The organism is Rhizobium sp. R339, from assembly GCF_002211395.1.
Lineage (GTDB): Bacteria > Pseudomonadota > Alphaproteobacteria > Rhizobiales > Rhizobiaceae > Rhizobium.
In genome coordinates this window covers 110,683-135,287 of the sequence record NZ_LOKV01000007.1, presented here as the reverse complement: position 1 = coordinate 135,287, position 24,605 = coordinate 110,683, and the positions used below count along the sequence as shown (strand labels likewise).

26 protein-coding genes and 3 pseudogenes are annotated in these 24,605 nt (G+C 58.8%); 15 read left to right on the top strand and 14 right to left on the bottom strand.

Annotation, left to right across the window (positions count from 1 at the left end; all coding sequences use genetic code 11):
- Nucleotides 1-87 precede the first annotated feature (87 nt).
- The 6 genes from ATY76_RS11350 to ATY76_RS11325 are packed head-to-tail and all read left to right on the top strand — an operon-like array spanning nucleotide 88 to nucleotide 6,172.
- A complete protein-coding gene (locus tag ATY76_RS11350) occupies nucleotides 88-1,149 on the top strand; it encodes a homoserine dehydrogenase (protein ID WP_088674860.1) in 1,062 nt (353 codons plus the stop codon).
- Nucleotides 1,149-2,561, top strand: a complete 1,413-nt coding sequence (locus tag ATY76_RS11345) for an aldehyde dehydrogenase family protein (RefSeq protein WP_088674859.1) — start codon at nucleotides 1,149-1,151, stop codon at nucleotides 2,559-2,561. Before ATY76_RS11350 ends, ATY76_RS11345 begins: the two co-directional genes overlap by 1 nt.
- Nucleotides 2,562-2,611: 50 nt before the next feature.
- Complete coding sequence (gene dapA, locus ATY76_RS11340; protein WP_088674858.1) at nucleotides 2,612-3,490, top strand: 4-hydroxy-tetrahydrodipicolinate synthase; 879 nt, start codon at nucleotides 2,612-2,614, stop codon at nucleotides 3,488-3,490.
- A gap of 11 nt (nucleotides 3,491-3,501) precedes the next feature.
- Complete coding sequence (locus ATY76_RS11335; RefSeq protein WP_088674857.1) at nucleotides 3,502-4,902, top strand: aspartate ammonia-lyase; 1,401 nt, start codon at nucleotides 3,502-3,504, stop codon at nucleotides 4,900-4,902.
- Nucleotides 4,903-4,929: 27 nt separating this feature from the next.
- Entirely contained in the window at nucleotides 4,930-5,712 is a 783-nt protein-coding gene (locus tag ATY76_RS11330) for a homoserine kinase (RefSeq protein WP_088674856.1), read from the top strand.
- A gap of 16 nt (nucleotides 5,713-5,728) precedes the next feature.
- Nucleotides 5,729-6,172 carry an Lrp/AsnC family transcriptional regulator gene (locus ATY76_RS11325; RefSeq protein ID WP_088674855.1) on the top strand — a complete coding sequence of 148 codons (444 nt, stop codon included), beginning with the start codon at nucleotides 5,729-5,731 and terminating at the stop codon, nucleotides 6,170-6,172.
- A gap of 340 nt (nucleotides 6,173-6,512) precedes the next feature.
- Here ATY76_RS11325 and ATY76_RS11320 read toward each other — a convergent pair whose 3' ends face one another.
- From ATY76_RS11320 to argE, 3 genes are read right to left on the bottom strand one after another with little or no spacing between them, the layout of a single operon-like run.
- Nucleotides 6,513-6,866: a cupin domain-containing protein gene (locus tag ATY76_RS11320; protein WP_088674854.1), complete on the bottom strand. Its 354-nt coding sequence runs from the start codon at nucleotides 6,864-6,866 to the stop codon at nucleotides 6,513-6,515.
- A 28-nt stretch (nucleotides 6,867-6,894) separates the two neighbouring features.
- Nucleotides 6,895-7,818 (bottom strand): glyoxylate/hydroxypyruvate reductase A, encoded by a 924-nt coding sequence (locus ATY76_RS11315; protein WP_088674853.1) that lies wholly within the window; start codon nucleotides 7,816-7,818, stop codon nucleotides 6,895-6,897.
- 11 nt (nucleotides 7,819-7,829) lie between these two features.
- A complete protein-coding gene (gene argE, locus ATY76_RS11310) occupies nucleotides 7,830-8,954 on the bottom strand; it encodes an acetylornithine deacetylase (RefSeq protein WP_088674852.1) in 1,125 nt (374 codons plus the stop codon).
- A gap of 176 nt (nucleotides 8,955-9,130) precedes the next feature.
- On the opposite strand from argE, the gene ATY76_RS11305 reads away from it, so the two are divergent.
- Nucleotides 9,131-10,060 carry a LysR family transcriptional regulator gene (locus ATY76_RS11305; protein ID WP_088674851.1) on the top strand — a complete coding sequence of 310 codons (930 nt, stop codon included), beginning with the start codon at nucleotides 9,131-9,133 and terminating at the stop codon, nucleotides 10,058-10,060.
- Here the strand turns inward: ATY76_RS11305 and ATY76_RS11300 are convergent.
- Nucleotides 10,054-11,481 carry an aldehyde dehydrogenase family protein gene (locus tag ATY76_RS11300; RefSeq protein ID WP_088674850.1) on the bottom strand — a complete coding sequence of 476 codons (1,428 nt, stop codon included), beginning with the start codon at nucleotides 11,479-11,481 and terminating at the stop codon, nucleotides 10,054-10,056. The genes ATY76_RS11305 and ATY76_RS11300 overlap by 7 nt on opposite strands.
- An 842-nt stretch (nucleotides 11,482-12,323) precedes the next feature.
- On the opposite strand from ATY76_RS11300, the gene ATY76_RS33960 reads away from it, so the two are divergent.
- From ATY76_RS33960 to ATY76_RS33675, 4 genes are all read left to right on the top strand, one after another.
- Nucleotides 12,324-12,527, top strand: coding sequence for a hypothetical protein (locus ATY76_RS33960; protein ID WP_141105006.1), 204 nt, complete (start codon nucleotides 12,324-12,326; stop codon nucleotides 12,525-12,527).
- 19 nt (nucleotides 12,528-12,546) lie between these two features.
- Complete coding sequence (locus tag ATY76_RS11290; protein WP_088674899.1) at nucleotides 12,547-12,840, top strand: hypothetical protein; 294 nt, start codon at nucleotides 12,547-12,549, stop codon at nucleotides 12,838-12,840.
- A gap of 389 nt (nucleotides 12,841-13,229) precedes the next feature.
- Nucleotides 13,230-13,649, top strand: a complete 420-nt coding sequence (gene rnk / locus ATY76_RS11285; RefSeq protein ID WP_088674848.1) for a nucleoside diphosphate kinase regulator — start codon at nucleotides 13,230-13,232, stop codon at nucleotides 13,647-13,649.
- 136 nt (nucleotides 13,650-13,785) lie between these two features.
- Nucleotides 13,786-14,307, top strand: a complete 522-nt coding sequence (locus ATY76_RS33675) for a nucleoside-diphosphate kinase (protein WP_190233630.1) — start codon at nucleotides 13,786-13,788, stop codon at nucleotides 14,305-14,307.
- Nucleotides 14,308-14,610: 303 nt separating this feature from the next.
- On the opposite strand, the gene ATY76_RS11270 is transcribed toward ATY76_RS33675, so the two are convergent.
- From ATY76_RS11270 to ATY76_RS11260, 3 genes are all read right to left on the bottom strand, one after another.
- Nucleotides 14,611-16,581 carry a methyl-accepting chemotaxis protein gene (locus tag ATY76_RS11270; protein ID WP_088674845.1) on the bottom strand — a complete coding sequence of 657 codons (1,971 nt, stop codon included), beginning with the start codon at nucleotides 16,579-16,581 and terminating at the stop codon, nucleotides 14,611-14,613.
- Nucleotides 16,582-17,048: 467 nt separating this feature from the next.
- On the bottom strand, nucleotides 17,049-17,783 hold the full coding sequence (locus ATY76_RS11265) for a class I SAM-dependent methyltransferase (RefSeq protein WP_088674898.1): 735 nt from the start codon (nucleotides 17,781-17,783) through the stop codon (nucleotides 17,049-17,051).
- 47 nt (nucleotides 17,784-17,830) lie between these two features.
- Nucleotides 17,831-18,079: a DUF1127 domain-containing protein gene (locus ATY76_RS11260; protein ID WP_088674844.1), complete on the bottom strand. Its 249-nt coding sequence runs from the start codon at nucleotides 18,077-18,079 to the stop codon at nucleotides 17,831-17,833.
- 95 nt (nucleotides 18,080-18,174) lie between these two features.
- On the opposite strand from ATY76_RS11260, the gene ATY76_RS11255 reads away from it, so the two are divergent.
- A complete protein-coding gene (locus tag ATY76_RS11255; protein WP_088674843.1) occupies nucleotides 18,175-18,987 on the top strand; it encodes a helix-turn-helix transcriptional regulator in 813 nt (270 codons plus the stop codon).
- A gap of 268 nt (nucleotides 18,988-19,255) precedes the next feature.
- Here the strand turns inward: ATY76_RS11255 and ATY76_RS11250 are convergent.
- From ATY76_RS11250 to ATY76_RS11240, 3 genes and pseudogenes are all read right to left on the bottom strand, one after another.
- Nucleotides 19,256-19,589: pseudogene (locus tag ATY76_RS11250) on the bottom strand (type II toxin-antitoxin system RelE/ParE family toxin).
- The gene (locus ATY76_RS11245; protein WP_088674842.1) at nucleotides 19,586-19,825 is read right to left on the bottom strand and encodes a type II toxin-antitoxin system ParD family antitoxin; all 240 of its coding nucleotides are present in this window, start codon (nucleotides 19,823-19,825) and stop codon (nucleotides 19,586-19,588) included. Before ATY76_RS11245 ends, ATY76_RS11250 begins: the two are co-directional and overlap by 4 nt.
- 500 nt (nucleotides 19,826-20,325) lie before the next feature.
- A pseudogene (locus ATY76_RS11240) lies at nucleotides 20,326-20,579 on the bottom strand (helix-turn-helix domain-containing protein); the annotation flags it as partial.
- Between the two features lie 227 nt (nucleotides 20,580-20,806).
- Between ATY76_RS11240 and ATY76_RS11235 the strand changes: the two are divergent.
- Both ATY76_RS11235 and ATY76_RS34510 read left to right on the top strand, forming a co-directional pair.
- Nucleotides 20,807-21,136 carry a hypothetical protein gene (locus tag ATY76_RS11235; RefSeq protein ID WP_088674841.1) on the top strand — a complete coding sequence of 110 codons (330 nt, stop codon included), beginning with the start codon at nucleotides 20,807-20,809 and terminating at the stop codon, nucleotides 21,134-21,136.
- 31 nt (nucleotides 21,137-21,167) lie between these two features.
- Nucleotides 21,168-21,392 (top strand): annotated as a pseudogene (locus ATY76_RS34510) (hypothetical protein); the annotation flags it as partial.
- Nucleotides 21,393-21,448: 56 nt separating this feature from the next.
- On the opposite strand, the gene ATY76_RS33165 reads toward ATY76_RS34510, so the two are convergent.
- The 3 genes from ATY76_RS33165 to ATY76_RS11220 are packed head-to-tail and all read right to left on the bottom strand — an operon-like array spanning nucleotide 21,449 to nucleotide 22,503.
- Nucleotides 21,449-21,841 carry a hypothetical protein gene (locus ATY76_RS33165; RefSeq protein ID WP_141105004.1) on the bottom strand — a complete coding sequence of 131 codons (393 nt, stop codon included), beginning with the start codon at nucleotides 21,839-21,841 and terminating at the stop codon, nucleotides 21,449-21,451.
- A 55-nt stretch (nucleotides 21,842-21,896) separates the two neighbouring features.
- Nucleotides 21,897-22,241 carry a type II toxin-antitoxin system RelE/ParE family toxin gene (locus tag ATY76_RS11225; protein WP_088674840.1) on the bottom strand — a complete coding sequence of 115 codons (345 nt, stop codon included), beginning with the start codon at nucleotides 22,239-22,241 and terminating at the stop codon, nucleotides 21,897-21,899.
- The gene (locus ATY76_RS11220) at nucleotides 22,228-22,503 is read right to left on the bottom strand and encodes a type II toxin-antitoxin system ParD family antitoxin (protein WP_088674839.1); all 276 of its coding nucleotides are present in this window, start codon (nucleotides 22,501-22,503) and stop codon (nucleotides 22,228-22,230) included. Before ATY76_RS11220 ends, ATY76_RS11225 begins: the two co-directional genes overlap by 14 nt.
- Before the next feature lie 178 nt (nucleotides 22,504-22,681).
- On the opposite strand from ATY76_RS11220, the gene ATY76_RS11215 reads away from it, so the two are divergent.
- A complete protein-coding gene (locus ATY76_RS11215; protein WP_088674838.1) occupies nucleotides 22,682-23,593 on the top strand; it encodes an acetamidase/formamidase family protein in 912 nt (303 codons plus the stop codon).
- Between the two features lie 24 nt (nucleotides 23,594-23,617).
- On the opposite strand, the gene ATY76_RS11210 is transcribed toward ATY76_RS11215, so the two are convergent.
- Nucleotides 23,618-24,520: a proline iminopeptidase-family hydrolase gene (locus ATY76_RS11210; RefSeq protein WP_088674837.1), complete on the bottom strand. Its 903-nt coding sequence runs from the start codon at nucleotides 24,518-24,520 to the stop codon at nucleotides 23,618-23,620.
- Nucleotides 24,521-24,605: the final 85 nt, after the last annotated feature.

The following is a 24,605-nucleotide window of genomic DNA, read 5'->3' as shown; positions in this document are numbered from 1 at the left end:
CAAGGTGGATTGGTCTGTTTGTGCCGTTCAAACTGACCGATCTGTATCCGATGATGCGCACATAAATCGCTTCACCGGAGGAACCGCATGAAGATCTACAATATCGCACTAGTAGGATTTGGTGGCGTCAACCGCGCTTTGGCGGAACTCATCGCGACGAAGAACCCGCTGTGGGAGCGGGATCTTGGTTTTCGCCTTAACATCGTTGCCGTCAGTGATCTCCATCTCGGTTCCGTCATTTCGCCGAACGGGCTGGACGCCAAGACGCTCGTGGATGCCAATTTTGCGAAGGGCGGGTTCGGCGGGCTCTCCGGCGGCAAAGCCGAAGCGGACAATGAAGCGATCATCACGACGGCGCCGGCCGACATCGTCGTCGAAGCGACATTTACGAACCCGAAGGACGGCGAGCCCGCTATTTCGCATTGCCGCTGGGCCCTTAAGTCCGGCAAGCACGTCGTCACCACAAACAAGGGGCCTGTTGCAATCGCCGCTCAGGAACTAAAGGCTCTTGCCAAGGCTAATGGCGTCCATTTCGAGTATGAGGGCGCGGTCATGAGCGGGACGCCTGTCATACGCATGGCAAAAAAGACCCTTGCTGGCGCAGAAGTGAAAGGGTTCGAAGGGATCCTCAACGGTACCTCGAACTTTGTCCTCGGCCGCATGGAGAAGGGTCTCGACTTCGCCAGCGCTGTCGCAGAGGCACAGACGCTCGGCTATGCCGAAGCCGATCCGACCGCCGACGTCGAGGGTTTCGACGTGCGCCTCAAGGTCGTGATCCTGGCAAACGAGCTGCTGGGAGCAAACCTAAAGCCCGCGGATGTCTCCTGCATTGGCATTTCAAAGCTTTCTCCTACCGATATTCAAGCAGCGGCCAGGACCGAGAGCCGTTGGAAATTGATCGGATCGGCAGTTCGCAACGCCGACGGGACGATAAGCGGCAGCGTTGCACCTCAACAGCTTCCGCTTGGGCACCCGCTCGCCGGCGTCAACGGCGCGACCAATGCAGTTTCACTGAACACTGAACTGCTCGGCTCCGTCACTGTCACTGGCCCAGGTGCCGGACGGATGGAAACCGCCTACGCTCTGCTGTCCGACATCGTGGCGATACACACCGCCCACCCGCCCGAATTCGCGAAGGAGGCTGCGTAATGCCCGGTCTGGCCTCGAAACCCACCCCTTCCAACGAGATCATTGTCAATAGTCCCTTTGACGGCAGCGTTGTCGGAGCCGTTAAGGAGACCAGTGCCGACGATGTCCAGCTGTTGCTCGAACGCGCCAGGCGCGGCGCGCAGATTGCCCGGTCGCTCCCCCGCCACCACCGCTCTGCGATTCTCGAAAGGGCCGCAGCCACTATCGAAGAACGCAAGGAGGAGTTCGCGCTCCTGATCGTACGAGAGGCGGGGAAGACAATCGCTCAGGCCCGCAAGGAGGCGACACGTTGTGTCAACACCCTGAAACTCTCCGCGGAAGAGGCCAAGCGGAATGCTGGAGAGGTTATTCCCTTCGATGCTTATCCCGGCTCGGAATCTCGTCAAGGCTGGTATACCCGCGAGCCACTCGGCATCATCACGGCGATCACGCCTTACAATGATCCGCTCAATCTCGTGGCGCACAAGCTTGGCCCCGCCTTCGCCGGCGCCAATGCAGTACTGCTGAAGCCGTCGGAGCTTGCGCCGCTCTCCGCCATCAAGCTGGTGGAGGTGTTGATCGAAAGCGGTTTGCCGGACGAGGTCATCACGGTCGCGGTCGGCGGCGCCGAACTCGGCAAGGCGCTCGTTTCGGCGAGAGACGTTCGCATGATCTCCTTCACGGGCGGTTTTGTCACCGGCGAGGCTATCGCAAAAGCCGCTGGCATCAAGAAGCTCGCGATGGACCTCGGCGGCAATGCCCCTGTTATCGTGATGGAAAACAGCGATGTTGACGCTGCCGTGGAGGATTGCGTGTCAGGTGCCTTCTGGGCAGCCGGCCAAAACTGCATCGGAACACAGCGGATTCTGGTACAGCGCTCGGTCTATGCGCGCTTCAAGACCGAGTTCGTGGCTCGGACCGCCCGGATGAAGACCGGCGATCCGATGAACTGTGAGACTGATATGGGCCCGATGATCTCCGTAAGCGCGGTGAACCGTGCCGCCGCTATGGTCGATCGAGCAATCGCTGCCGGCGCGACGCTGCTTTGCGGTCACAAGCCGGTCGGCACTCTCTATCCCCCAACCGTCCTGGAGAACGTGCCGGCGACGTGCGACGTCTTGAACGACGAAGTCTTCGCTCCGGTCGTCATACTGCAACCGTTCGATGAGCTCGACGAGGCAATACAGCGAGCGAACGAGCCCGAATACAGCCTCCATGCCGGGATCTTTACCAACGATCTTGCCAACGCCCTCGATGCCGCCAAGCGGATTGATGCCGGCGGTATCATGATCAACCAGTCGTCCGACTATCGTTTCGACGCAATGCCGTTTGGAGGGTTCAAATATGGCAGCATGGGACGCGAAGGCGTTCGGTTTTCTTACGAAGACATGACCCAGCCAAAGGTCGTCTGCATCACCTCACTGCAACACTGATCGGCGAAGCCGGCGGCAATTTGAACCTATCGTCGTTTTTGGAAGCCAAGATGTTCAAAGGATCCATCACTGCCCTTGTTACCCCATTTGCCGATGGGAAAGTGGATGAGGTTACGCTTCGCAGCCTCATTGAATGGCAGATCGCCGAAGGCACGTCCGGGCTTGTCCCCTGCGGAACAACGGGGGAAAGCCCGACCCTCAGTCATGCCGAACACAAGCGCGTCGTGGAACTCGCGATCGCGGCAGCGAACGGTCGCATTCCGGTCATAGCCGGCGCCGGCTCCAACAGCACGGAGGAAGCAATCAGCTTCGTGCGGCATGCACAGGAGGCCGGCGCGGACGGCTTGCTGATCGTCGCGCCCTACTACAATAAACCCACCCAAGAGGGGGTCTATCAGCACTTCAAGGCCATCGACGCCGAAGCCAGGGTTCCGATCATTGTCTACAATATCCCCGGTCGGAGCGTGATCGATATTCAAGTCGAAACGCTTGCCCGTATTTTCAGGGATTGTCCGAACGTCAAGGGTGTCAAGGACGCGACAGGTAATCTCTTGCGACCGTCTCTGGAGCGTATGACCTGCGGCAATGAGTTCAATCTTCTCACCGGCGAAGACGGCACGGCGCTTGGTTACATGGCCCATGGCGGCCACGGCTGCATCTCAGTGACCGCGAACGTTGCTCCCCGGCTGTGTGCAGACTTCCAGCGTGCGTGCCTGAAAGGCGACTTCAAGACGGCGCTGGCCCTTCAAGACCGGCTGATGCCCCTCCACCACGCGCTGTTTCTCGAGACCAGTCCGGCTGGCGTGAAATTCGCGCTGTCGCAACTCTTGAGGATTCGCGGAGACCTGCGCCTTCCTCTCGTTGAGGTGAGTCCGCAGGTTAAAAAGGCAATCACTCATGCGATGCGCCACGCCGGAATTCTGGATTAGGGGAGCGGAGAATGGGAATTGAACGCGTAGAGGCCGATTTGATCGGCCGCCTTTCTATCCCTGGCGACGTACTCTACGGTATCCACACGCGGCGAGCGGAGCTCAATTTCGACGTTTCAGGACTTCGCCTGAACGATTTTCCCGAACTCATTCAATCTATGGCGATGGTCAAGAAAGCGGCCGCGTGCGCGAACGCCGACCTCGGGCTTCTTCCGACGGAAAAGGTGTCGGCGATCTGCGAGGCTTGCGATGATCTCATCGAGTTGAATTGCGTTGATGAGAACTTCCCCGTCGATATGATGCAGGGTGGCGCGGGCACGTCCACCAATATGAACCTGAACGAGGTTGTGGCCAACTTGGCGCTTCTGAAGCTTGGGGCGAATATCGGCGACTACGACAAACTTCATCCAAATGATGACGTGAATCTTTCCCAATCGACAAACGATGTCTATCCGACCGCTCTGCGCCTGACGATTCTTCGCGCTTGCGAAGGGCTTATAACGTCCAAGGTAGGCCTGCGCGATGCTTTCCGTGCCAAGGCGCTCGAGTATGCGAGCGCATTGAAGGTCGGCCGCACTCAATTGCAGGATGCGGTGCCGATGACGGCCGGACAGGAATTTGATGCGTTCGGCGAACTGATCGATGAAGATATCAACCAGTTGCAGGCCGCCTGCAGATTGTTGAGGGAGGTTAATCTCGGCGGTTCGGCAATCGGAACCTCAATTAACGTCCCCCGCGGCTTCCCCGCGGCGGCATGCGTTCATCTCACTCGCATTTCCGGCATCCAGCTAATTCCCGCTCGAAATTTTATTGAGGCGACGTCCGACACTGGCGGATTCGTTACCTTCTCTGGCGTTCTCAAGCGAATTGCCGTGAAGCTAACAAAAATCTGCAACGATCTGCGGCTCTTGAGCAGCGGACCGAGGGGCGGTCTGGGTGAAATCCGGCTTCCGCCCGTGCAAGCCGGATCCTCAATTATGCCCGGTAAAGTCAATGCCGTTATTCCGGAAATGATGAACCAGATCGGATTTCAGGTTATCGGAAACGATCTCACCGTCACGCTGGCGGCAAGCGCGGGGCAGTTGCAGCTCAATGCGATGGAGCCAGTGATCATTCTCAACATCCTTCAGTCCATGCGGATGTTGACGCGGGGGATGGAAATTTTTAAGCAGCGATGCATCGACGGGATTGAGGTCAATGTCGACCGGTGCAAGGAGCTCCTCGACCAATCTCTCGTTCTCGCAACCCCCTTGGCAATGCTTATCGGGTACAGTAAGGCCGCGCATCTTTCCATGAAAGCGCTGGCAGAGAAGCGGGGGCTGCGGCAGGTGGTGGAAGAGGAAGGCATCTTAGCGCCCGGTCAAATCGAAGAACTGTTCAACTGCAGCGCAGAGTTCGCAAAATTCGGATGAGTTCATCGGCTCGATAAGGATAGGGAAATGGCTGTTTTTACCGAGCTTTCTGACGAAGACCGCGACGTCATAACCGCAGCTTACGGCTTTACTTCACTTCTATCAGTGATTGGGATTGCGGACGGCGACTCTGAGACCACTTACCTGTTTCGGACCAGGGGAGGTGAATATATCGTCACGCTGTTCGAGAGCGGTGCCCAGCCTCTGGATCTGGAACGGGCTTTCGAAACCATGGAGGCGCTCTATCGACGTGGGGTCCCTTGCCCCAAGCCGCTGCGCACGACAGACGGCCGCGCCACGTCTGTGGCTGCAGGTCGACTGGTTGCCGTCGTCAGCTTCGTACCAGGCGCCGCACCGACGTTCGCAGGCCCGGCTAAATGCCTAAGCCTGGGTCGTGTGATGGCGCGGATCCACACTGTCTTGGAACGTCAATCAAACTGTACAAGGGATCTTCCGACCGGGGCAGTTCACGGCGCTTTAGTCCGGGAGAACGTCTTTTTTCTCGGCGACGATGTCAGCGGGGTCATCAACTTCAGGCTAAGGCACGAGGATGCGCTCGTATCGGAGCTTGCTGACGTGCTTGTCGGTTGGGCGGGCGAAACCAAGGGGAACCTCAGCAAAGAGCGGGCGCGAGCGCTACTGCAGGGTTATCAGGCAGTGCGGTGCCTGACGGATACGGAAAAGGCGGCGCTGCCAGGGTTCATAATGGCATCGACGTCGAGGCGATATGCCAGCCGGAAAGAAAGAGCCTTACTGCCGGAGATCGCCGTGTTAGCTTATCGGTCGGTAACGTCCGACATCCTAGGTTAACGACCGTTCAAGTTCCATGAAATATCTTCTCGATCGAACTGACGAACAGATACTTGTCGAATTGAAGGCTAATGCCCGAATCTCGCATGCGGAGCTGTCGACGAAGGTGAACCTCTCTCGCAATGCCGTGCGCGTGCGGATTGAACGGCTAGAGCGAGAAGGCTTCATCAAGGGATATACGATCGTCACCGGCGATGGAGGCAATAGCCAGCATGTCACGACCGCTTTGATCTTCGTCTATCGTCACGATCGCATGAGGGGCGGCGACGTTATTCAGGCGCTACGGAAGATTCCGGAAGTTGTGGCATGCGACGTCATGACGGGCGATTTCGACTTGCTCGTTCGCGTCGAGTCCCACGAGGCTGACCGCATCCGGCAAATTTGGCAGTTGATTGCCGACATGCCCGGTGTGCGCGATACGCTGACTGCGTTCGCTCTCTCCTCTGTCATCCGAAAATAGTCGAGTGTGATCGGTTCTGCGTTCAAGCTTTCGTCGAGCAGTCACTGCGGTCCAAAGTTGAATGCTGGGGCAAGCGGCTCCTTGACGGCTATCGGTATTCTCGCGCCCGCTCCGCGTGGGTTTGGTCAGGGCAGCTCGGCCGAGCTGCGTTGCTCTGACGGTGCTTAAAGCGAGGGCGCTCTGAAAGGGCTCGCGACTCGTCAGGCTGCCCTGGCTGGCGGCCCATGTCCAAGGCCTGCTCGGCACCACAGCCACGGTACGCAAATGGTGGGGAAATGAATGTTTCCCCACCATTCGATTTATTTTTCTCAGATCGTACTCATTCCAGAGGTCGCACTGGTTACATGACCGTGACGTAGATCTTGCGGACGGTTTCCAGGGTCCGCCAGGTGCCGACAAATCCGGGTTTCATCACGAAACTATCGCCTGCTTTGTAGGTAACCGGTTCATCGCCGTCAGGAGTGATTTCCACAACGCCTTCAAGAATGTGGCAGAATTCGAATGTTTCGCCCTTGACGGAGCGCGTCAGGCCAGGCGTCGCTTCCCAAACGCCAGTGTGAATCATTTCGTCTCGTGCCACGTCCTGGGCCCACGTCTTGAACGAAGGATCCCCGGAGATCAGGCGTTCTGGTCCGGGCTTTGACTCACGAGGTGTTTCGATGCTGTTGGGTACGATGGTCTTTAGGAGGGACATGTTTTCTCCTTGCTCTCCTGGTTGCAGCTCAATAACCGCGTTCGCGATCGACGAGACCGATCGGGTCAAGGCCGTCGCGATGGCGCTTGATGTTGTTGATGACGGCGCGCGCTGCCGTCTCTGGTTGCGTGACGCTTGCGATGTGCGGCGTCAGGATGATCTTTGGATGCCGCCAGAAACCATGTTCGGGAGGCAAGGGTTCAGGTTCGGTGACGTCAACGATCGCGCCCGACAAATGTCCCGCGTCGAGAGCCGCAATCAGCGCGTCGTGATCGAGTTGAGCGCCGCGCCCCACGTGGACGAGTGCCGCGCCGGCTGGGAGTGTCTCGAAGAGCCGGGCGTCGAGCAAACCTTCCGTCTCTTGCGTCAGCGGCAGAAGACAGATCAAGATGTCCGTGCGCGCCAGAAACGGCGTGAGGCCCTCCTGACCATGATAGCACTCAACACCCTCCACCTGTCGTTCGGAGCGGCTCCAGGCCGCAAGCGGAAAGCCGAAGGGTTTCAGGCGCTCGATGACAGCCCCGGCGAGCATGCCGAGGCCAAGAATACCGACCCGCTGTTCGGCCGCCTGGCGCACAGGAACCGATTGCCAGACGGCATCTGCCTGCTGCCCAACATAGGCCTTCAGCTTGCGGTGCAAAGCGAGCACAGCGAGCGTCACATATTCTTGCATCATACGGATGATGCCATCCTCGACCATGCGGACGAGCATGACCTTCGGAGGAAGGATTTCCGACTTGAATTGATCGACACCGGCACCGATCGAGAAGACGACCTTGAGGTTCCTGAAACGATGAAGATCAGGCGGCGCAGTCCATGTTAAAATGTAAAGGATCTCGTCCGGATCGTGTTCTGAAATGTCTGTCACGAGAGGCAGATCGGGCAGCTCGCGTGCAAAAGCTTCGGCGAAGACCCTGCCCCTCTCTCTATCCGAATTGAACCAGAAAACCATGGAGCGCCCTCTCAGTGCTGTAGCGTTTCGGCAAGCCGCAGGATCATTTGCTCGCAAGCAGCGAGTTCATCGAGGTGGATGAATTCGTCGGCGCGATGGGCGCGGGAGATGTCCCCGGGGCCGCAGATAATCGCATCGATGCCAGCGGCTTGATAGAGTCCGGCCTCGGTGCCGTAGCTGACGGCAGCCAATGTCGGCGTCCCGGTTAGTTCCTCCAGCAGTCGGGCAAGCGGTGCGTCATCATCAAGCGAAAGCGCCGGATAGGCGCTGCTGATTTCCCACGTGGTGCGGAAACCCTCATTTGCCAGCGCCTCGGCAGTTGCCTTGATAGGTTCCAGCAGAACTGTTGGCGACACGCCGGGCACGGCGCGGGCTTCCAGTTCCAGGATGCAGAGATCCGGGATGATGTTGACGCTGCGTCCGCCCTTGATCGTTCCGATCTGCAGAGTAGAATAAGGCGGCTCGAAGTTTTGGTCCAAGGCGCCGTTTCGCAAGGCACCGATAGTCTTCAGCGTCACGTCCATCACCGCGGTCATGGCGTGAATGGCGTTCAGGCCTTTGTCAGGGCGCGAGGAATGGCCGGTCGTGCCATGGATCTCGATGCGGGCAGCGGCCTTTCCCTTGTGGCCGCGGATCGCCACCATGCTGCTCGGTTCGCCAATAATTGCTCCCAAGGGCGGCGCGCACAGGCTTTCTATCCGCTGTATCATGTGCCCTACGCCGCGGCAGCCCGCTTCCTCGTCATACGAGAAGGCGAAATGGATCGGGTGGCTCAACTGCATCTTTGCCATGGCTGGAAGCGCCGCAAGCGCGGCGGCAAGGAAGCCCTTCATGTCCGACGCGCCCCTGCCGAAAAGCCGCTCGTCCTCCGCGCGCAGGCGGAAGGGGTTCGATGTCCAGGTCGGTTCGGATGCCGAAACGACATCCATATGGCCCGAAAGAATGTAGCCGCGCTTGTCTTTCGGGCCGATGGTGGCGAATAGGTTTGCGCGATCGCCTTCCGGTCCGGGCAAGACAGTCACGGTGGCGCCATTACTTTCGAGATAGGCCCTCACCCATCCCACGATGTCGCCGTTGGGAGTCCCGACGACAGATGGAAAGGCGACAAGTTGCTCGAGTAGCTCTTTAGCATTCATTGCAGTCTCCAACATGTCTAGGGGCACAACACGGCCCCGGTGTGCGCTGACCACATGGTGGGTTCCGTCTGGGCTGGAATCCAATTAATCCGATTTCCAACCCGAAGCTTACCTTGTCGCCAATCCATAAAGATGGCAATTAACGCGCAGTGAATTAGTGCTTCAGGTGCAGATTAATGCTCACGTCGGACGATCTTGCCTTCTTCTCGGTTCTCACAGGCTCGAAATCTCTCGCGGAAAGCGCGCGAAAGCTGAACGTTACTCCTCCGGCGGTGACCCAGCGCCTGCGCGCGCTTGAAGAGAAGGTCGGGGTAAGGCTGATCGATCGGTCCGGACGCCATCTGCGCCTTACCGAAGAGGGCTCACTGGTCGCTTCTCACAGCGTGATTGTCAGCGATGCCATAGATTCCCTTGCCGAAGCCTTGGCTGATCGCAAAGGTACGGTTCGGGGGCATCTAAGGGTCGCAGCGCCTCACGGATTTGGAAGGCTCTATGTGGCCCCGGTCGTGGAGGCGTTTGCTCGAGAGCATCGCAATGCCGCCGCGACCCTGCAACTGTCCGACCATCCCACAGCGCTTATCGTCGATAGCTATGAGGTGGTTGTTCACATTGGCGCATCCGCACACCTGGACCAGGTGGTGACGACACTGGCGCCAAACCATCGAATTCTTTGCGCAAGTCCAGAATACCTCGCTGCGGCTGCGCCAATTTCTACGCCCGCCGATCTGGCGCGACATCGCTGTCTCGTCGTTCGCGAGAACGAGGAGGATGTAACGCTGTGGCGGTTCAAGGGATCACGGCAGGAAAGTGCGACGGTGCGGGTTGACCCCGTTATGTCGAGCAACGATGGCGCCGTCATTCGAGATTGGGCGCTGGCTGGCCAGGGCATCATGATGCGCTCCGAATGGGCCGTTGCAGAAGACCTCGCCGAGGGACGGCTGAGGCAGGTGCTTCCCGACTGGAAGCTTCCGTCCGCCGATATCGTCGCCATCCTCGGATCCCGCCACGGCCGAAGTGCGCGCACTGCCGCTTTCTTGACGATGCTTCGTCAGTCGCTAAAACCACTGCCCTGGCGGACCGACCGCACGGAGGAGCCTGGTCAATAACCGAGGATGGATTTCGTCTCCAGATACTCTTCGAGTCCGTATACGCCATACTCGCGCCCGTTACCCGACCGCTTGTAGCCACCGAAGGCGGCAGCTCCGTCCCATGCGGGATAGTTGATATGAACCTGGCCGGCACGAATGCGCAGCGCCACCCGCCGCGCCCGCTCCGGATCTGAAGACTGAACATGGGCGCCCAATCCATAGACGGTGTCGTTGGCGATGTTGATTGCCTCTTCCTCGTCCTTGTAGGGCATAATCGAAAGCACGGGACCGAAGATCTCCTCACGCGCAATGCGCATGTCGGATTTCACCTCTGAAAAGATCGTCGGCTTCGTGAAAAAGCCGCTGTCGTGGCCGACCGGCCGTCCCAAACCGCCGCACAACAGTTTGGCGCCATCATCGATTCCTGCCTGGATCATAACCTGCACGCGCTCGAACTGAGCGCGATTGGCAATCGGGCCCATGTCGGTCGCCGGATCAAGCGGGGCGCCAACGCGGATGGCACTCGCAGTGGCGCTTGCCAATTCCTCAACTTCCTCGAGCCGATGTGCGGGGACGAGCATGCGCGTCGGAGCACTGCACGACTGGCCGACATTGCGCATACCGGCAAGCACGCCCTTGGCGACCGCCTTGCCGAAGTCGGCATCGTCGAGCAGAATGTTCGGCGACTTCCCACCAAGTTCCTGAACCACGCGCTTCACGGACGGTGCGGCAGCCTGGGCGACGAGTACTCCTGCGCGGGTGGAACCGGTGATCGAGATCATGTCAACGCCAGGATGCCTGGCGAGTGCTGCTCCGACGCTCTCGCCAGTGCCGTTGACAAGATTAAACACGCCTGGCGGAATGCCGGCATCGTGCATCAACTGGGCGAAAAGGAGAGCGCTATAAGGTGACAGTTCGCTAGGCTTGAGGACGACGGTGCAACCTGCCGCGATCGCGGGAGCGACTTTGGCGGTGATCTGGTAAAGTGGCCAGTTCCAGGGTGTGATCAGCGCGCATACTCCGATCGCTTCCTTCACGGTCGCAGTGTGCCTGTTAATTTTCACGAACCGATAGTTTTCGAGAACCTCCATCTGGACACGGATGTGCTCGGCAGCAAAGGGGACCTGGGAAGCCCGCGCGAAGCTGATCGCTGCTCCCATTTCCATGGTGAGCGCTTCTGCGAACGTCTCCGCTCTTTCCATGAGGAGCGAATGCATCCTGCCAAGTAGAGCGAGCCTTTCCGGGACAGATGATTGAGAAAAGGCGGGGAAGGCCCTACTCGCCGCGGCAACCGCTAAATCGACATGATGAGCATCGCCCGCGGCAATCTGCCCGACGACTTGTTCCGAGGCGGGATCCACGACCGGTAAACGTGCAATGTTGGCGAATTCCTGCCATTTCCCTGCAATGTAAAACTGCTTTTCCTGATTGGTCACCATGGTTTCGCCTCGTGTCACAAAAGAAAGCGGTCGTTCGAACTCTGCGAGAAAATGCCTGAAACCACTAAGATGACAATTTATGTCGCCTAAAGGGCTGCTTAAGACAGGTGTTAACGATTTCGCATGTTGCACCGGCTACATCTCGCATGTTTCCGCTTCGAAACCACAATGGCTCGACGGCGACCGTTCACCCAATCCACCCCTGCATAACTTGTTGGCGGACACAGCTGGCGATGCTGTTTCTTTCCCTCAGTCATATGCTGAAGATCAAGACAGTTGCATCAACTCCGTGTCGCGGAGCATCAGTTAAGCCGCACCCGGCGACGATGCGGAGGCCTGTTGCTGACGACAAGAAGCGGCTGGAATATTGCTCTGTGCCAGGGCGCATAGGCCAGTATGCACGTGGGGCTCGGCAAGTTTCGCTTTCGTGCGATTACCGAACGAAATAGAATGCTTATTGATCGGCAACTTCAGCAGCCTATCGCTCCTTGGCGTGCTTAATGTATCCACTGTGGACGGAGACCTGAAGCCAAGCGCAAACCGCCGTCCAAGGGCCTTTCCCCTCCCAGGGTAGATTGGCTGCCGGCGAGCAGGTCCGTCGGCAGCGGTTTTTTCCGACGGGCATGTTGCCTTGCGCGTTTTCAGAATATTCGAAAGTGGCGAGCCCAGCCGGTGAATTCGTCAATCAATTCGTCCAAGAACTATTCAACGACCCGTCCAGGCTCCGATTTTCTCGATCACGGCTGGACGCATCCAACGTTCCCCCGTTCTGGCAGCGCTTGGGCGATCAGTTGGCGGAACTCCTTGCTTCGGATGTCGTTGCTTCGGAGAAGGAGGATCCAATGACGACGATGACGGACCGGGTGAACGACCCCTCCAAGGATGGAATCATCGTTCAAACGGGTAGCGGTATTCCCGACGGTTCTGGCGCCGCCATCGATGCCTCCGGTGAGGGGAGCACGCGAAGCAAGCGCGGCGCCGTTGAGCGAGAGGAGAAGGAAGATCTCCAGAGGCAGCTCGCATGTCCGAAGCATGGCACCGCATGACCTCTTGCGAGGCAAATTCATGAGCTATCTGGTCGAGGTGCTTCTCCCCGTCGACGGCGACGCCGGTCCTATCCTGGAGGAGATCAGAGGCAAATTGACTGAAACCTTCGGCGGCGTCACGATGCATGTGACCGCCCCTGCGGAGGGTCTCTGGATGAACGAAGGCGACGTCGATCGGGACAGAATTGTCGTCGTCGAGGTGATGACCGATGACCTTGATCGAAGATGGTGGGCGGCTTACCGAAAAGAGCTCGAAAGCCGGCTGGATCAGGAGGAGATTGTTGTCAGGGCAAGCGAAGTGGAGCGCCTCTAACCAGGTCGCCGCTGGACTGGATCGGATAAACCGCTATGAATATATGCGGGAAACGACTGTAGAAATACACAGCAGCAGCCAGCCGGACAACTCAAGCAACTCTTCTGGCTCGATTCTCCTTTTCCGGATGCCGTCGCCTTCTTAGCCGCGACCAGAAGAGGCTGTCCTTGACTCATCGGTGGGTCATCACCATCTCCGTTACATGCTGATCTTGCATCACGATATCGTTCTAAGGCGGGTGTTCCTCATCGCAGGAATTTGACCCCGGCCGGCCGCATCGCGGCCAGCCGAGGGGCGTTGGCAGCCGGTGGCTAGTTTCACCGACATTTTCTCAAAAATACCGTCGTTCGCGTCGCAGCAGCTTGTTCGCGTCGCAAAGGAGCTATCGAATGGCAAGCAGCAAGACCTCGCGAAGACCGGCGATCACCATAGGCAAGGGAGAACATGGAAGGTTGACCAAGCTCGCGGAGGCGCATGCATCCAAGAACCCTGATGTGTCCGACGAGCTCCTTCAAGAACTGGAACGGGCGCACCTTGTCGAGGACGCCTTGGTTCCACCCGACGTCGTGCATATGGGCTCTGCAGTTCGCTTTACGAGCGACCTTGGCGAGGACAAGCAGGTGACCCTTGTGTTCCCCGCAGAGGCGGACATTGCCGAAGGCAAGATTTCAATCCTCACGCCGATCGGCGTCGCATTGATCGGCCTGAAAAGAGGCCAGTCGATCGACTGGACGGCCCGCGACGGTCGGACACACCGGCTCACTGTCGAAACGGTGCACGCGTCCGAAGATTTCGGCAAAGCGCTATGAGCACCTACAATCGTTCCCGAGCTCTCCCAGGAGGGTGTATTACCGCAGGACGCTGACCCCTGTGCCGTGCGCGGCCAGGGGAACTCCACCGATATCGGCCACTGACGCCCTCCCTACCGGGCGATGGAGAACTGCGATGAACGACCCATGTCTGCTGACAACGAAGGACTACACCTTGCTCGAGACGATGCGCGACGACCCACTGGTGCGTGACGCCTCGCTCGTACGCCTCCTCAGGCGGAAGATGGCTTCTGCCATCGTGATGTTTAGGGAGGATCTGCCGGAGGACGTTGCTAGCCTGAACAGTCGCGTGACTTTCAGTGTCGACGGTCGAAGCGATACACGGGTTCTGACCACCGGCCGCATGACGACACCGATTGGGATGCTTCTTCCGGTAGACACATTGCGCGGTCTTGCCCTCCTTGGCATGACGGAAGGTCAGACGATTGCCTTTGAAAATGTCGAGGGCCGGCTCGAAGTCATCATGCTGAACGCAGTGAACTACCAGCCGGAGCGCATGATGCGCAGATCGGACGGCTTCCCGGTGAGGATCAGACTGGCCGATAAGCCGATGCTGAGGTTGGTGCAAGGTGTCGAACCGGTGTGCAGCGCAAGACCGCCGGAGGAGCCGGACGACCCCGGACCGTCGGCCGCCTAGCTTACTCTCGCCTTCCACGCGGCAGGAACCGATTGGTCTCGTCGAGAACGCTGTTCTGCTGCCGCCGATCGGTTCGCAATCCGGCAGTCGAGATAGTGAGCCCGCCGGCGGCTGGCACGACTTCTACCAGGCAACGAAATCGTCCCACGCCGCCGGCGTCCTCCACGTCGTCTCCGCCGCCTACGGCCTTTTCGACGGCATTGCCCTTTAGTTGCGCGGAGGATCGGCAACAAACCGGCGCCTGTTGCAAGGTCCCCAGCTCGGCATGACGTCGGCTGCTCGCGCGTACTGCTCTTGTAAGTTCTAAGCAGCGCGCGCGGGGGAGGCCGAGGGGGCATGGCTGGCCGCTGCTATGAGCGGAATCGCAGGCCGTCCGCCAGCTTGCACCTTGAATCGTGAAATCAACCGGGAAAGAGAAACGACTTCCTCTGCCAACCGGTTCGTGCTTGCCGTGGCCTCCTCGACCATGGCCGCATTCTGCTGCGTGACCTGATCCATCTGATTGATGGCCGTATTGACTTCTGAGAGACCAGTCGTTTGTTCTCTTGCCGCAGTGGCGATCGACTGAACGTGTTCGTTTATCCTGGAGACCTGGCCTTGGATCACGTTCAGTGCCTCGCCGGTGGCGGTTACAAGTCTCACACCCGTCTGTACCTCACTGCCAGAACGGGTAATCAGATCCTTGATGTCCTTGGCGGCGCGGGCGGAACGCTGCGCAAGCTCGCGGACCTCTTGGGCGACGACCGCAAACCCCTTGCCGGCCTCCCCGGCGCGCGCTGCCTCAACGCCGGCGTTCAGTGCAAGCAGGTTCGTTTGAAATGCAATCTCGTCGATAACATTGATGATCTGGCTGATCTCGCCGGAGGCCTTTTCGATACGTCCCATGGCCGCCACTGCATCGGTGACCACCGCGCTCGATTGATCCGTGCTGCTGCGCGCCTCGTGGACCATGCGACTGGCTTCGGCCGCGCGGTCTGTGGAACTCTTCACAGCCGACGTGATCTCCTCGAGACTTGCGGCAGTTTCCTCCAATGCGGCCGCCTGCTGTTCGGTCCGCTTGGACAGGTCGCCGGACGCATCGTTGAGCTCACCCGTGCCGGAGTTGATCGTGTCGATCGCCGCGCGGACTTCTGCCATTACGGTTCTCAAACCATCCATCGTCGCATTCACATCGCGTTTGAGCTCCGCGAATGAGCCTTGGAATTCACCTCGCATCTCATCGGTGAGATCTCCATGCGCCAATGCCGCGATGACGCGCTGCGCCTCACTGACGCCGAAGTGCACCGAGGTCACGAGCTCGTTGACGCTCGCTGCAAAACGATCGAGATCAGGATTGTCATATGTTTTCTCAATTCGCTGAGTGAAGTTCCCAGCAACAGCCGCAGCGACGACGGTTGAAATGTTCAAAGACAAATCCGCGCTCTTTTCCTGCAGGGCGCGCTCCTGGGCGCTGAGGTGACGCATTGTAATGCCGTTTTGCTTGAACACGTCCACAGCGCGGGCCATTTCACCGATCTCGTCGGTCCGACTTGCGAAGGGCACTACGGCTTCGAGGTTGCCGTCAGCAAGCTGTTTCATGCTCGCTGTCAACCTCCCAATCGGACGGGCGATTGCTTTTGAGCCAAAAATCGCCGAAGCGACAAGCGTCGCGACGACGAGAACCCCCATTCCAAGGCTAATTTGCAGTGCCAAAGTAGATGCGGACGACATTTCCAACGACGCTTCGTCCGCTTTGCTCTTGGCCGCATTCACGCACTCATCGAGCAACGACCCGATCTGGTCGGCAATATCCAGAAGCTTGGCTTGTGCGGCGTTTTCTTCAGCAGTGGCTTCCGACCTGTTGTCAACGCTGGTCAACCTCGCTTCGATTGATCTTGCAAGTCCTTCGTATTCGCTCATCCACAAGCTCGTCAGCTCGGTGACTTTGGAAATCCGATCTTTGTTGGCCTGAAGTGTGATGTGGGCACTTGCGCCCGCCAGATATCTGGTCACCGATTCATGCCGTTTGGCCACATAGTCGCGGGCATTCGTTGCATCGGCCGAATTCTCCGCGAGGCGCAATTCCAACATTCCCATCAACATGCCACGCAGCGATGCTTTCGCGTCCACGAGATCTCGGGAAAGCACCAGCTGCATTCGACCGAAGTCGGAGCTTCTTCCCACCGAAGCGCCGCCAATCCAGACCGCCGCTAGCAAGGTCAAAACCATGAAGATGCCGACGGCTGACATGGTGGTCAATTTGGCACTGATGCGGGTAAAAAGTTTGGATGGCATCGTCTCACTCCCGTCGCACGGACGCCCAAGCTCCGGCCGACGCAATCGGTTAACAAGCTGGACAAGCTCGTTCCAGCGGCACATGCATGCGGAACTCAGTCACTGCAACACACACTCTGCAACGAGGTGATTGTTTAAAATTATGACAGAGTGCTTAAGTTTCGGTTGAGGCTACCGGTGCAATCAAGGACGGTGCGCGCTTCGACACGACGCCGAAATCGCTCCGCTTGCCGTCGCCTTCGGCTATCAGTTCGGCGGAACCAGATCGGAAGCACCGCGTGCCATAAGCCGGTTAAACAGAAAGACCTTCTCCACAGCATGCTCCAATCGGCAGTTCGCTGCCAAACGTGGTCGCCTGCCAACGGGATTGGGACAATGACATAGCGATTTGCTATCGCAATGTTGGCGCAGGTGATTATAGTGGAAGTCTCGGTCGCCATTGCTTTCAACGAGTTCGTCTCCCCAGCCTAATCTGCGACCTTCTGCCAAACGGAGACATGTCGATCGCTGATTTTTGTGAACGGCTCCTTTTTCCACCCACCCCATCGATTCTTGAGTTTCAAGCCGGCCAGGCGCGCCATAAGATCGAATTCCGCTGGCCAGGCATATCGAAACGGGACCGAGAAATGTTTACAGCTTCCGTCCCGGAGCCAGATGTGGTGCGACGAGAAGTTCTGGTTTACCACGTCGTATTCGTCGACGCCCCAATGCGTCTCGGAGCGTTCGAACGCCAGGATCGTCTCGCCGAGCGGAAGCCGCTGAAGCGGCGGTACGCCGACCTCGATCAGGAAGTGCCCACCGGCTTCCAGATGCGCGGCTGCATTTCTAAAGCAAGCGACCTGGGCTTCCTGCGAGGTCAGGTTGTTGATCGTGTTGAAGGCGAGATAAACGAGGGAAAAGCGCCGCTCGACACGAGTGGTGGCCATGTCGCCGATGATCACGGGAATTTCCACGCCGTCCTCCTTGGCGCGAAGGCGAGAGACCATCGCTCTCGAAAGCTCGATGCCTTCCACCTGTACCCCTAGCCGCACGAGAGGGAGCGCCAGGCGGCCGGTACCGATTGCGAATTCCAGAACGCGCCCGCCTCCTGCCAACTCGGCCAGAAGGTTGACCGCCGGATCAACGAGTTCCGGAGCCGAGATGTTACCATCGTCGTCGTAAGTTGCTGCAACCTCTTCGTCAAAAAGCCCGTCGTCGTGCATCTTGCTCACCTCTGTTATAATGCGGTTCCTTGAGACCGGCAGCGCCATCACCTTGCCCGCCGCTTCGCGGGCATCGCATCAGTTGGCGCCTGCGACAGCGCCACCGCACGGATCTCATGGCGCTCGACGCCTACGTCTGCCAGCTCACGGTCCGATAGCCACTGTAGTGCCTCTTCCGTTTCACGTCGTTGCCACCAGCGACGAACGATGGGCGCTCCGGGCAAAGCTGCCAGCTTCCCCGGCAAGCTTGGCGAAAAGCGATCGAAAATTTCGGTCTGTCGGAGTTCGAATGTCATAACTTACGTCCAAATTGCTCTGCGGTGATATCAATCTAGTGAAATACCATCCGACGTGTTATCGGCAGTCTGTCAAATTATGTCTGTGAGACGCCATGATTGCCCGCGACAACCTGACCAACGTTCACCTCCCGGAAGACGAGTATGGAGATTATCCGCACACCGCTGTGGCTCAGGGAGGAGCAGAGCCCGCCGGCAGAACCTTTTCTTTCCACGCGCACCACCGCGCGCAGCTTTTCCAGATCGTGCGTGGTTCGCTCAGGCTGGAAACCGAGCGCGGCTACTTCATCGTTCCGCCTGAACGTGCCGTATTCGTGCCGTCCGGCGTCCTCCACGAAGTGACATACCTGCAGGAGACGGAGCGCAGCTACCTCTTCTTTCGCCCCGACTCGGTCGTGAACCTGCCCTCCCAGGTCTGCGTAATCGGTACCACACCGCTCCTGCGCGAACTGATCCTGGCGTTCCTGGAGATACCTCGTGCGGACGCGGGAAGTCCCCGTGCCGAACGGCTTGTCGCCGTCATTCTCGATCAGCTTGAGACGAGCCCTGTCGCGCCGCTGTCCCTTCCCTCGCCGGAATCCGCACGCCTCCGCAGCATCGCATCGGACATCCGGAAAGAACCGGGCGCGGATTGGCCACTCGAGGAACTTGCGTCACGGGCGGCCATGTCCCCGCGCAGCTTTCAGCGCCATTTCCAATCTGAGACAGGCATGAGTTTCCGCGCCTGGCGTCAGCAGGCGAAACTCCTGAAAGCGGTGGAGTGGCTCGCGGCCGGTCGAAGCGTCGGCGATATCGCCTTCTCCCTCGGCTACTCAGGCCCCAGCGCCTTCATTGCGGTGTTCAGGTCGGCCTTCGGCGTCTCTCCCGGACAGTATTTCCAGCTAGAACCAACGGACACTTCCTCCTGACCAGCCCAGTCGGCTGCGTAGGTTTTGGCGGGTTCAACCTCTTTAGTCTAGTTCAACGGGGCAAGGTCAGCAGCAGTCAGGAGATTATTCCGGAACGAGACCAACGTGCCGTCAACCGCGGCCGCGGTATCAATCTTTGAAGGCACTGAAGGAGCCAGCGGGGCTGAGCAGGGAACGGTCTACGATGCGCCCGCGCGCGCCGAGATTTCTGTCGCGATCATCGTCGGATTGAGGAAGCCTTCGGCACTCGGCCGACTCCGGGGCGCCGTTACGCGCTGGGTGCTTCCGGGTCTTGCAGCCAAACCGGTATATCCTGCTTCGCGTGCAGGACACGCCATACGTCGACGTGATCGGTTTGTTCGAGATAGAAGACGATATACGGATACTTTTAGCGCCATGCTTCGCAGGCCGGGCAAGCCGAGTTCATAGGCGTAGCGCAATGAACCCGACGCGGGATGCTCCGCAAGCAAAGTATACGTCGATTGCAGTGCATCGATGAAGCTCAACGCGATTTGGGCGCCGGCCTCGCGCGTGTAGTAACTAACGGCAATCTCGACGTCCTTGCGAGCCGACCGACGAGGAACGATAGGCCTTACGATCACTTGGCGCTTTGTCCCAAGGCGCGGTCGCGCAAGCTGTCGAAATAGCTGGCATCAACTGCCTCAGTCGCTTCGGATGAGGCGCCCTCGAGCAGGAGACCGCGCAAATGCTGCCGATCTCTATCGCGACGGATCAGTTCGCGCACATATTCGCTGCTGGTGCCATAGCCCCGCCCCGCGACCTGCTGGTCAACGAAGTGTTTCAGATTGTCCGGTAGCGAGATGTTCATGGTGCTCATGACGCTAAAATAGTCGGGATGGCAAACATTTGGCAAGGTGCCCACCGTTAACGCTTGATAGCGAAGGCAAACGGCTATCACGTTTTCGTCTCGCAAGGTACATGAGGCGTTCACAGATCTCGCTAGGCGGGGAGCCATCTGCTGGAAACCATTGTATGCCAACCTCAAGTGCTGGAGTGATCAGTAATAGGCTTCCCTGCGATAGGGCGCTGATTCCATAGAAGGTGACGCGGTCTTCAGCACAGACCCGGCAGAGTAACCTGTTGTCAGTTGCTCTTAGGAGTGCGTATCCATCGCCGAAATCTATGAAACCTGTCGGCCCCCACGGAGGTGATAGATCGGCAGAAAGTGCGAATCCTAACACAAAAGTTTTCGGCAACGTCCTGCATACAGGGAACGGTGATGTGGGCTTCGGCAACGTGTCGTTCCATGAGAGCTCCTTTTAATTCCCAACAGGACTTTCCCCTCCCGATGAATTCGGGAAGAGAAGGTTCTGTTCATGCGGAAAGCAGTTTGGGCGCTCCATAGCTCGGGCGGAAACTGCGTTGCAGCGCCTTGTTGGCAACCGTCGAGAAGTAGCCGCTATATTCAGGAAGCTCACGATCATGGATGTATTGCGCCTGATCTCGCGATAGATCGTCGAGCGGTGCCGACCGAGCTGGCGCGCCATCTCATTGACCGGCACCTTGCGTTCGACAAGCTGGTGCAGGCGACGGCGATCGGCGAGGGTCAGTTGCAAATAGCATCGGGACATTCCAAAATCTCCAAAGGGAAGCCATTGCTTTTTTCTGGCATGTCCCACTTGGAAATAAAATCTACCATGTCATGGTATAACATTGCATAGCGGAACTGGAACAAAAGCTGAAGCTATTCCGACCGGGCACGAAGGTCGGACCGGGATTGCCGGATAACCCGATCTGGAAATCACCCGGAACCAACGGCGAGGACTCTAGTTTCCCTGAATATCAAGGGAGAAAGCAAATGAAGAAGTTCATGAAAGCAGCTCTGTTGTCGTCAGTTCTCGGCTGCTTGGCAATTCCGTTTCCGGCGCAGGCGCAGGTGGAGTTGCGGATCGGACCCGGCGGCGTCGACGTGCGTGAACGCGATTACTATCGGGATCGGGACTTTGACCGCCGCCCGCGTCGCGGATGCGATGTTCGCGATGCATTGGACAATGCCCGCGATGCAGGTCTTCGCCGGCCCCGGGTGGTGCGGGAAACACCTCGCAGCGTAACGGTCCAGGGCTTTACCCGAAGCGGAAGACCGGAGCTCATCAGATTCGCCAATATCCGCGGTTGTCCTGAAGTCTGATCGCTGTGCTGAGCCGACCAGATAACTTCGCCGGTCGGTCGACCACGGCGAGGTCGGCGAGGAGTTCGTGGTCCTCTTCGCGGGGCCTCCCCGAGGGGCTTCCGATGTCTGCGAAAGACTGCGCCTGGCCGTCGAACAATGGGACTGGTCGGAGATCTGCAACGGCCTGCGCGTGACGATCAGCATCGGCGTCGCCGGCAAATCCCCCAAAGAGATTCTGGAGATCGCCGATCAAAATCTCTATACGGAGAAAAGGAGCGCCGCAACCGGGTCGCGTCGTAACGCACTGACAACCGGCGGCCGGCCGCCTCGTCATCCCTTTTCGAAAAACTCCTCGATTTTCTTCCATTCCTGCTTGATGAAGCGCCGGTGCATCAGCCGCTTCAGCCAGGAGATGACCCAAACATCTCGTCTGGATTGAGATTGGAGCATAATCGCCCGAACATCGCTCTCGGTCCAAACGGTCCATTCGCCGGCGACGGCCCAGAGATTTGACGCAAATGCGGGCGTTACCTCGTTCTCCAATATGGATCGGAGTTCTGCGCGGGAATGGGCCGACGCGGTGAGCACCTTGGCAATCCGACGATAGTCCCCTGGTTGCAGTTCAGTGTCGAGGAACAGGTCCGACATCGCGTGCCAAACGGGCAATCGTCTCTGAACCTCGGGCATGGTGAACGCCTCTGCCGGCACGGCTTCCGCCTTCATCAATGAGGCCCCTCCTCCGAAGGCTGCTACGACCGACCCGGTGATATCGCCATTCCTAGCTTTCGAGCAGTCGCCTCATCATGTGGCGGATATGATCCTGAGCGCCGAAAAAGATGGCGGCAACGATAATCGTCTGGCGATCCGCCGCCGGCAGAAACCAAATTGCCGCCTTGCCTCGCCGCAGGAAGCGGATGCCCGGATAAATCTCGGATCGCAATGTTCCGATGTGGGGTGTTTCGGTGAGCCGCCGGATCGATGAACGCAGATCGCGAACCCGGCCCGCCGCCCGCTCCAGGGCCTCTTCGGCGCTATCGCCGAGATCGCTGTAGGCGGCAAAGAGATGGTCGAATATAAATTCGAAATCCCGCTCCGCTTCGCGGGAATATTCAATTTTCCACACCAAGAGCGCGCCGCTTCCGCTCGATCATATCGTCGACGAACTCCGCCATGGCCTCGTCCGACAGCGTCGGTCCGTTCAACCGCCGCTGGATCAGTTCCCGAATGGCTTCCGTCTCCGCAGCCTCGGTTTCGGTTTTTTGCCTGAGAAGCTCCAGGCCCTGCTGCAGAACCGAACTCAGGCTCGAATACCGCCCGTTCTCGACAAGCGATCGAGCAAACGCATCCTGTTGCTCGGTCAACGAGATCGATGATTTCACGCTCATGATATGATCTCCTTTCCTTTCAGGATTGCTACTCAGTGGCATATGTCAAGGGGCTTCATGATCGTATGCGAAGCTGCTTCGCCAGATATTGGCATCCCGGCCGTTCTCTGATCTAGTCTTCAACACTGGGCAATCAGCCCCAGGCTCATGACACCTAACGAGCGAAAGCCGTATTTTCATGACCACTCACCGCTTCATTCCGACGACCTTTCATAATGTCATCGGTTCACTTCCGCCGGCTCTCACTATTGCGGACGGCGATACCGTCGTTACGCAGACGCTCGACGCCATCGGCTATGACAAGGACGGCGTCTGGCGGACGTCCGGTCCCAACCCGATGAACGGACCGATCTTCGTGGAAGGCGCCGAGCCCGGAGATGCGCTGAAGGTCGAAATCATCAGCATGGTGCCGACCAGGGATACGGGTTTTACCCGCAGCGTCGTCGCCGCCAATGTGATCGACCCCGAGACGGTCCGCGACCTGCCGTCGCGCGATATCGCTATCTGGGCCATCGACCGCGAGGCATTGACGGTCAGGCTTTCCGAGCCGGTCGGCGGTCTTGAAAATCTGCTGCTGCCTCTCGCCCCGATGATCGGCTGCTTCGGCGTGGCGCCGAGCCTCGGCCAGGCGATTTCGACCGCGACCAGCGGCGAATATGGCGGCAACATGGATTACCGCCTGTTTGGTCCCGGCACCACGGTCCGCTTCCCGATTTCGGCTCCCGGCGCCCTGTTCTTCCTGGGCGACTGCCATGCAGTGCAAGGCGATGGCGAGATCGTGGGAACCGGCGTCGAAACGACATTCGAGGTCACGGTGCGGCTGACGGTGGAAAAGAAGGCCGCGCTGGTCTGGCCGCGCGGGGAAACCGCCGAAGACATCTTCACCGTCGGCAACGCCCGCCCTCTCGACCAGGCCCTTCAGCACGCCACCAGCGAAATGTTGAGCTGGCTGGCATCGGATTACGGCCTGGACAGGACGGCGGCCAGCCATCTGCTGGGTCAGGTGGTGCGCTACGATGTCGGCAACGTCTTCGATCCGGCCTATACCATGGTTTGCCGCGTTGCAAAGAAGTGGCTGGTGCGTCAATAGAGCTTCCGCGCATCCGACGCTTCGTCAATCGTGCCGTGACAGGAAACGGGAGACCGTCGCCAGGCAGAGCTGCTTTTCCTCGACATGCGGCATGTGGCTGGAATTTTCGAAGAGCACCCATTCGCAGCCGGTAACGCGTTCGAGATAGGGCCTCACCACCAGCGGCGTCGCCTCGTCGTATTTGCCGGAGATCAGCAGCGTCGGGGCTTCGATGCGGTCGAGCCGGTCTTCGATCGTCCAGTCCTTCATCGTGCCGATGACGTGGAATTCGGTGGGGCCGTTCATGTTGCGGTAGACGGTATTGTCCTCGTCCATGATCGTGAAGGTCCGCGCCACTTCGGGCGGCCACGGCACCACGCGGCAGACATGGCGATCATAGAAGACGCGGGAGGCCGCGATATAGTCCGGATCGGTGAGGCTTCCCGCCTGCTCATGTTTCAGCAGCGTGTCCTGCACCTCCTGCGGCAGCTCCTTTCTCAGCCGGTTCGCTTCCGAAACCCAGGTGTGCATGTTGGCCGGCGAGTTGGCTATGACAAGCGCCTTCAGGCCTGGCGGCCGGCGCACCGCATGTTCGGCGCCGAGCATGCCGCCCCAGGACTGGCCGAGGAAGGCATAACGATCCTGGATGCCGAGATGGGCAAGCAGCGCATCCAGCTCTTCGAGGAAGAGGCCGACGGTCCAGAAATCCGGGCCTTTGTCGGGAAGACGGGTGGAACTACCGTTGCCGAGCTGGTCGTAGTGGATGACGGGACGGCCGTCGAGGGCGGCGATGTCCTTGAAGGAATCGACATAATCATGCGTGCAGCCGGGCCCTCCATGGGCGACGACGAGCGGCAGCTTGCCTCTGTCAAGCGATCCGGTGACGCGATACCAGGTGCGATAGTCGCGAAAGGGCAGATAGGCTTCACTCGTTGCGATTTCGGCCACCGGCGTCTCCATCTCTTGGGCGTTTGGAAACCATAATGCGGCGGCAGCGGCGAAGGCAGCTATCACAACTTATAGGGTGGGCCCG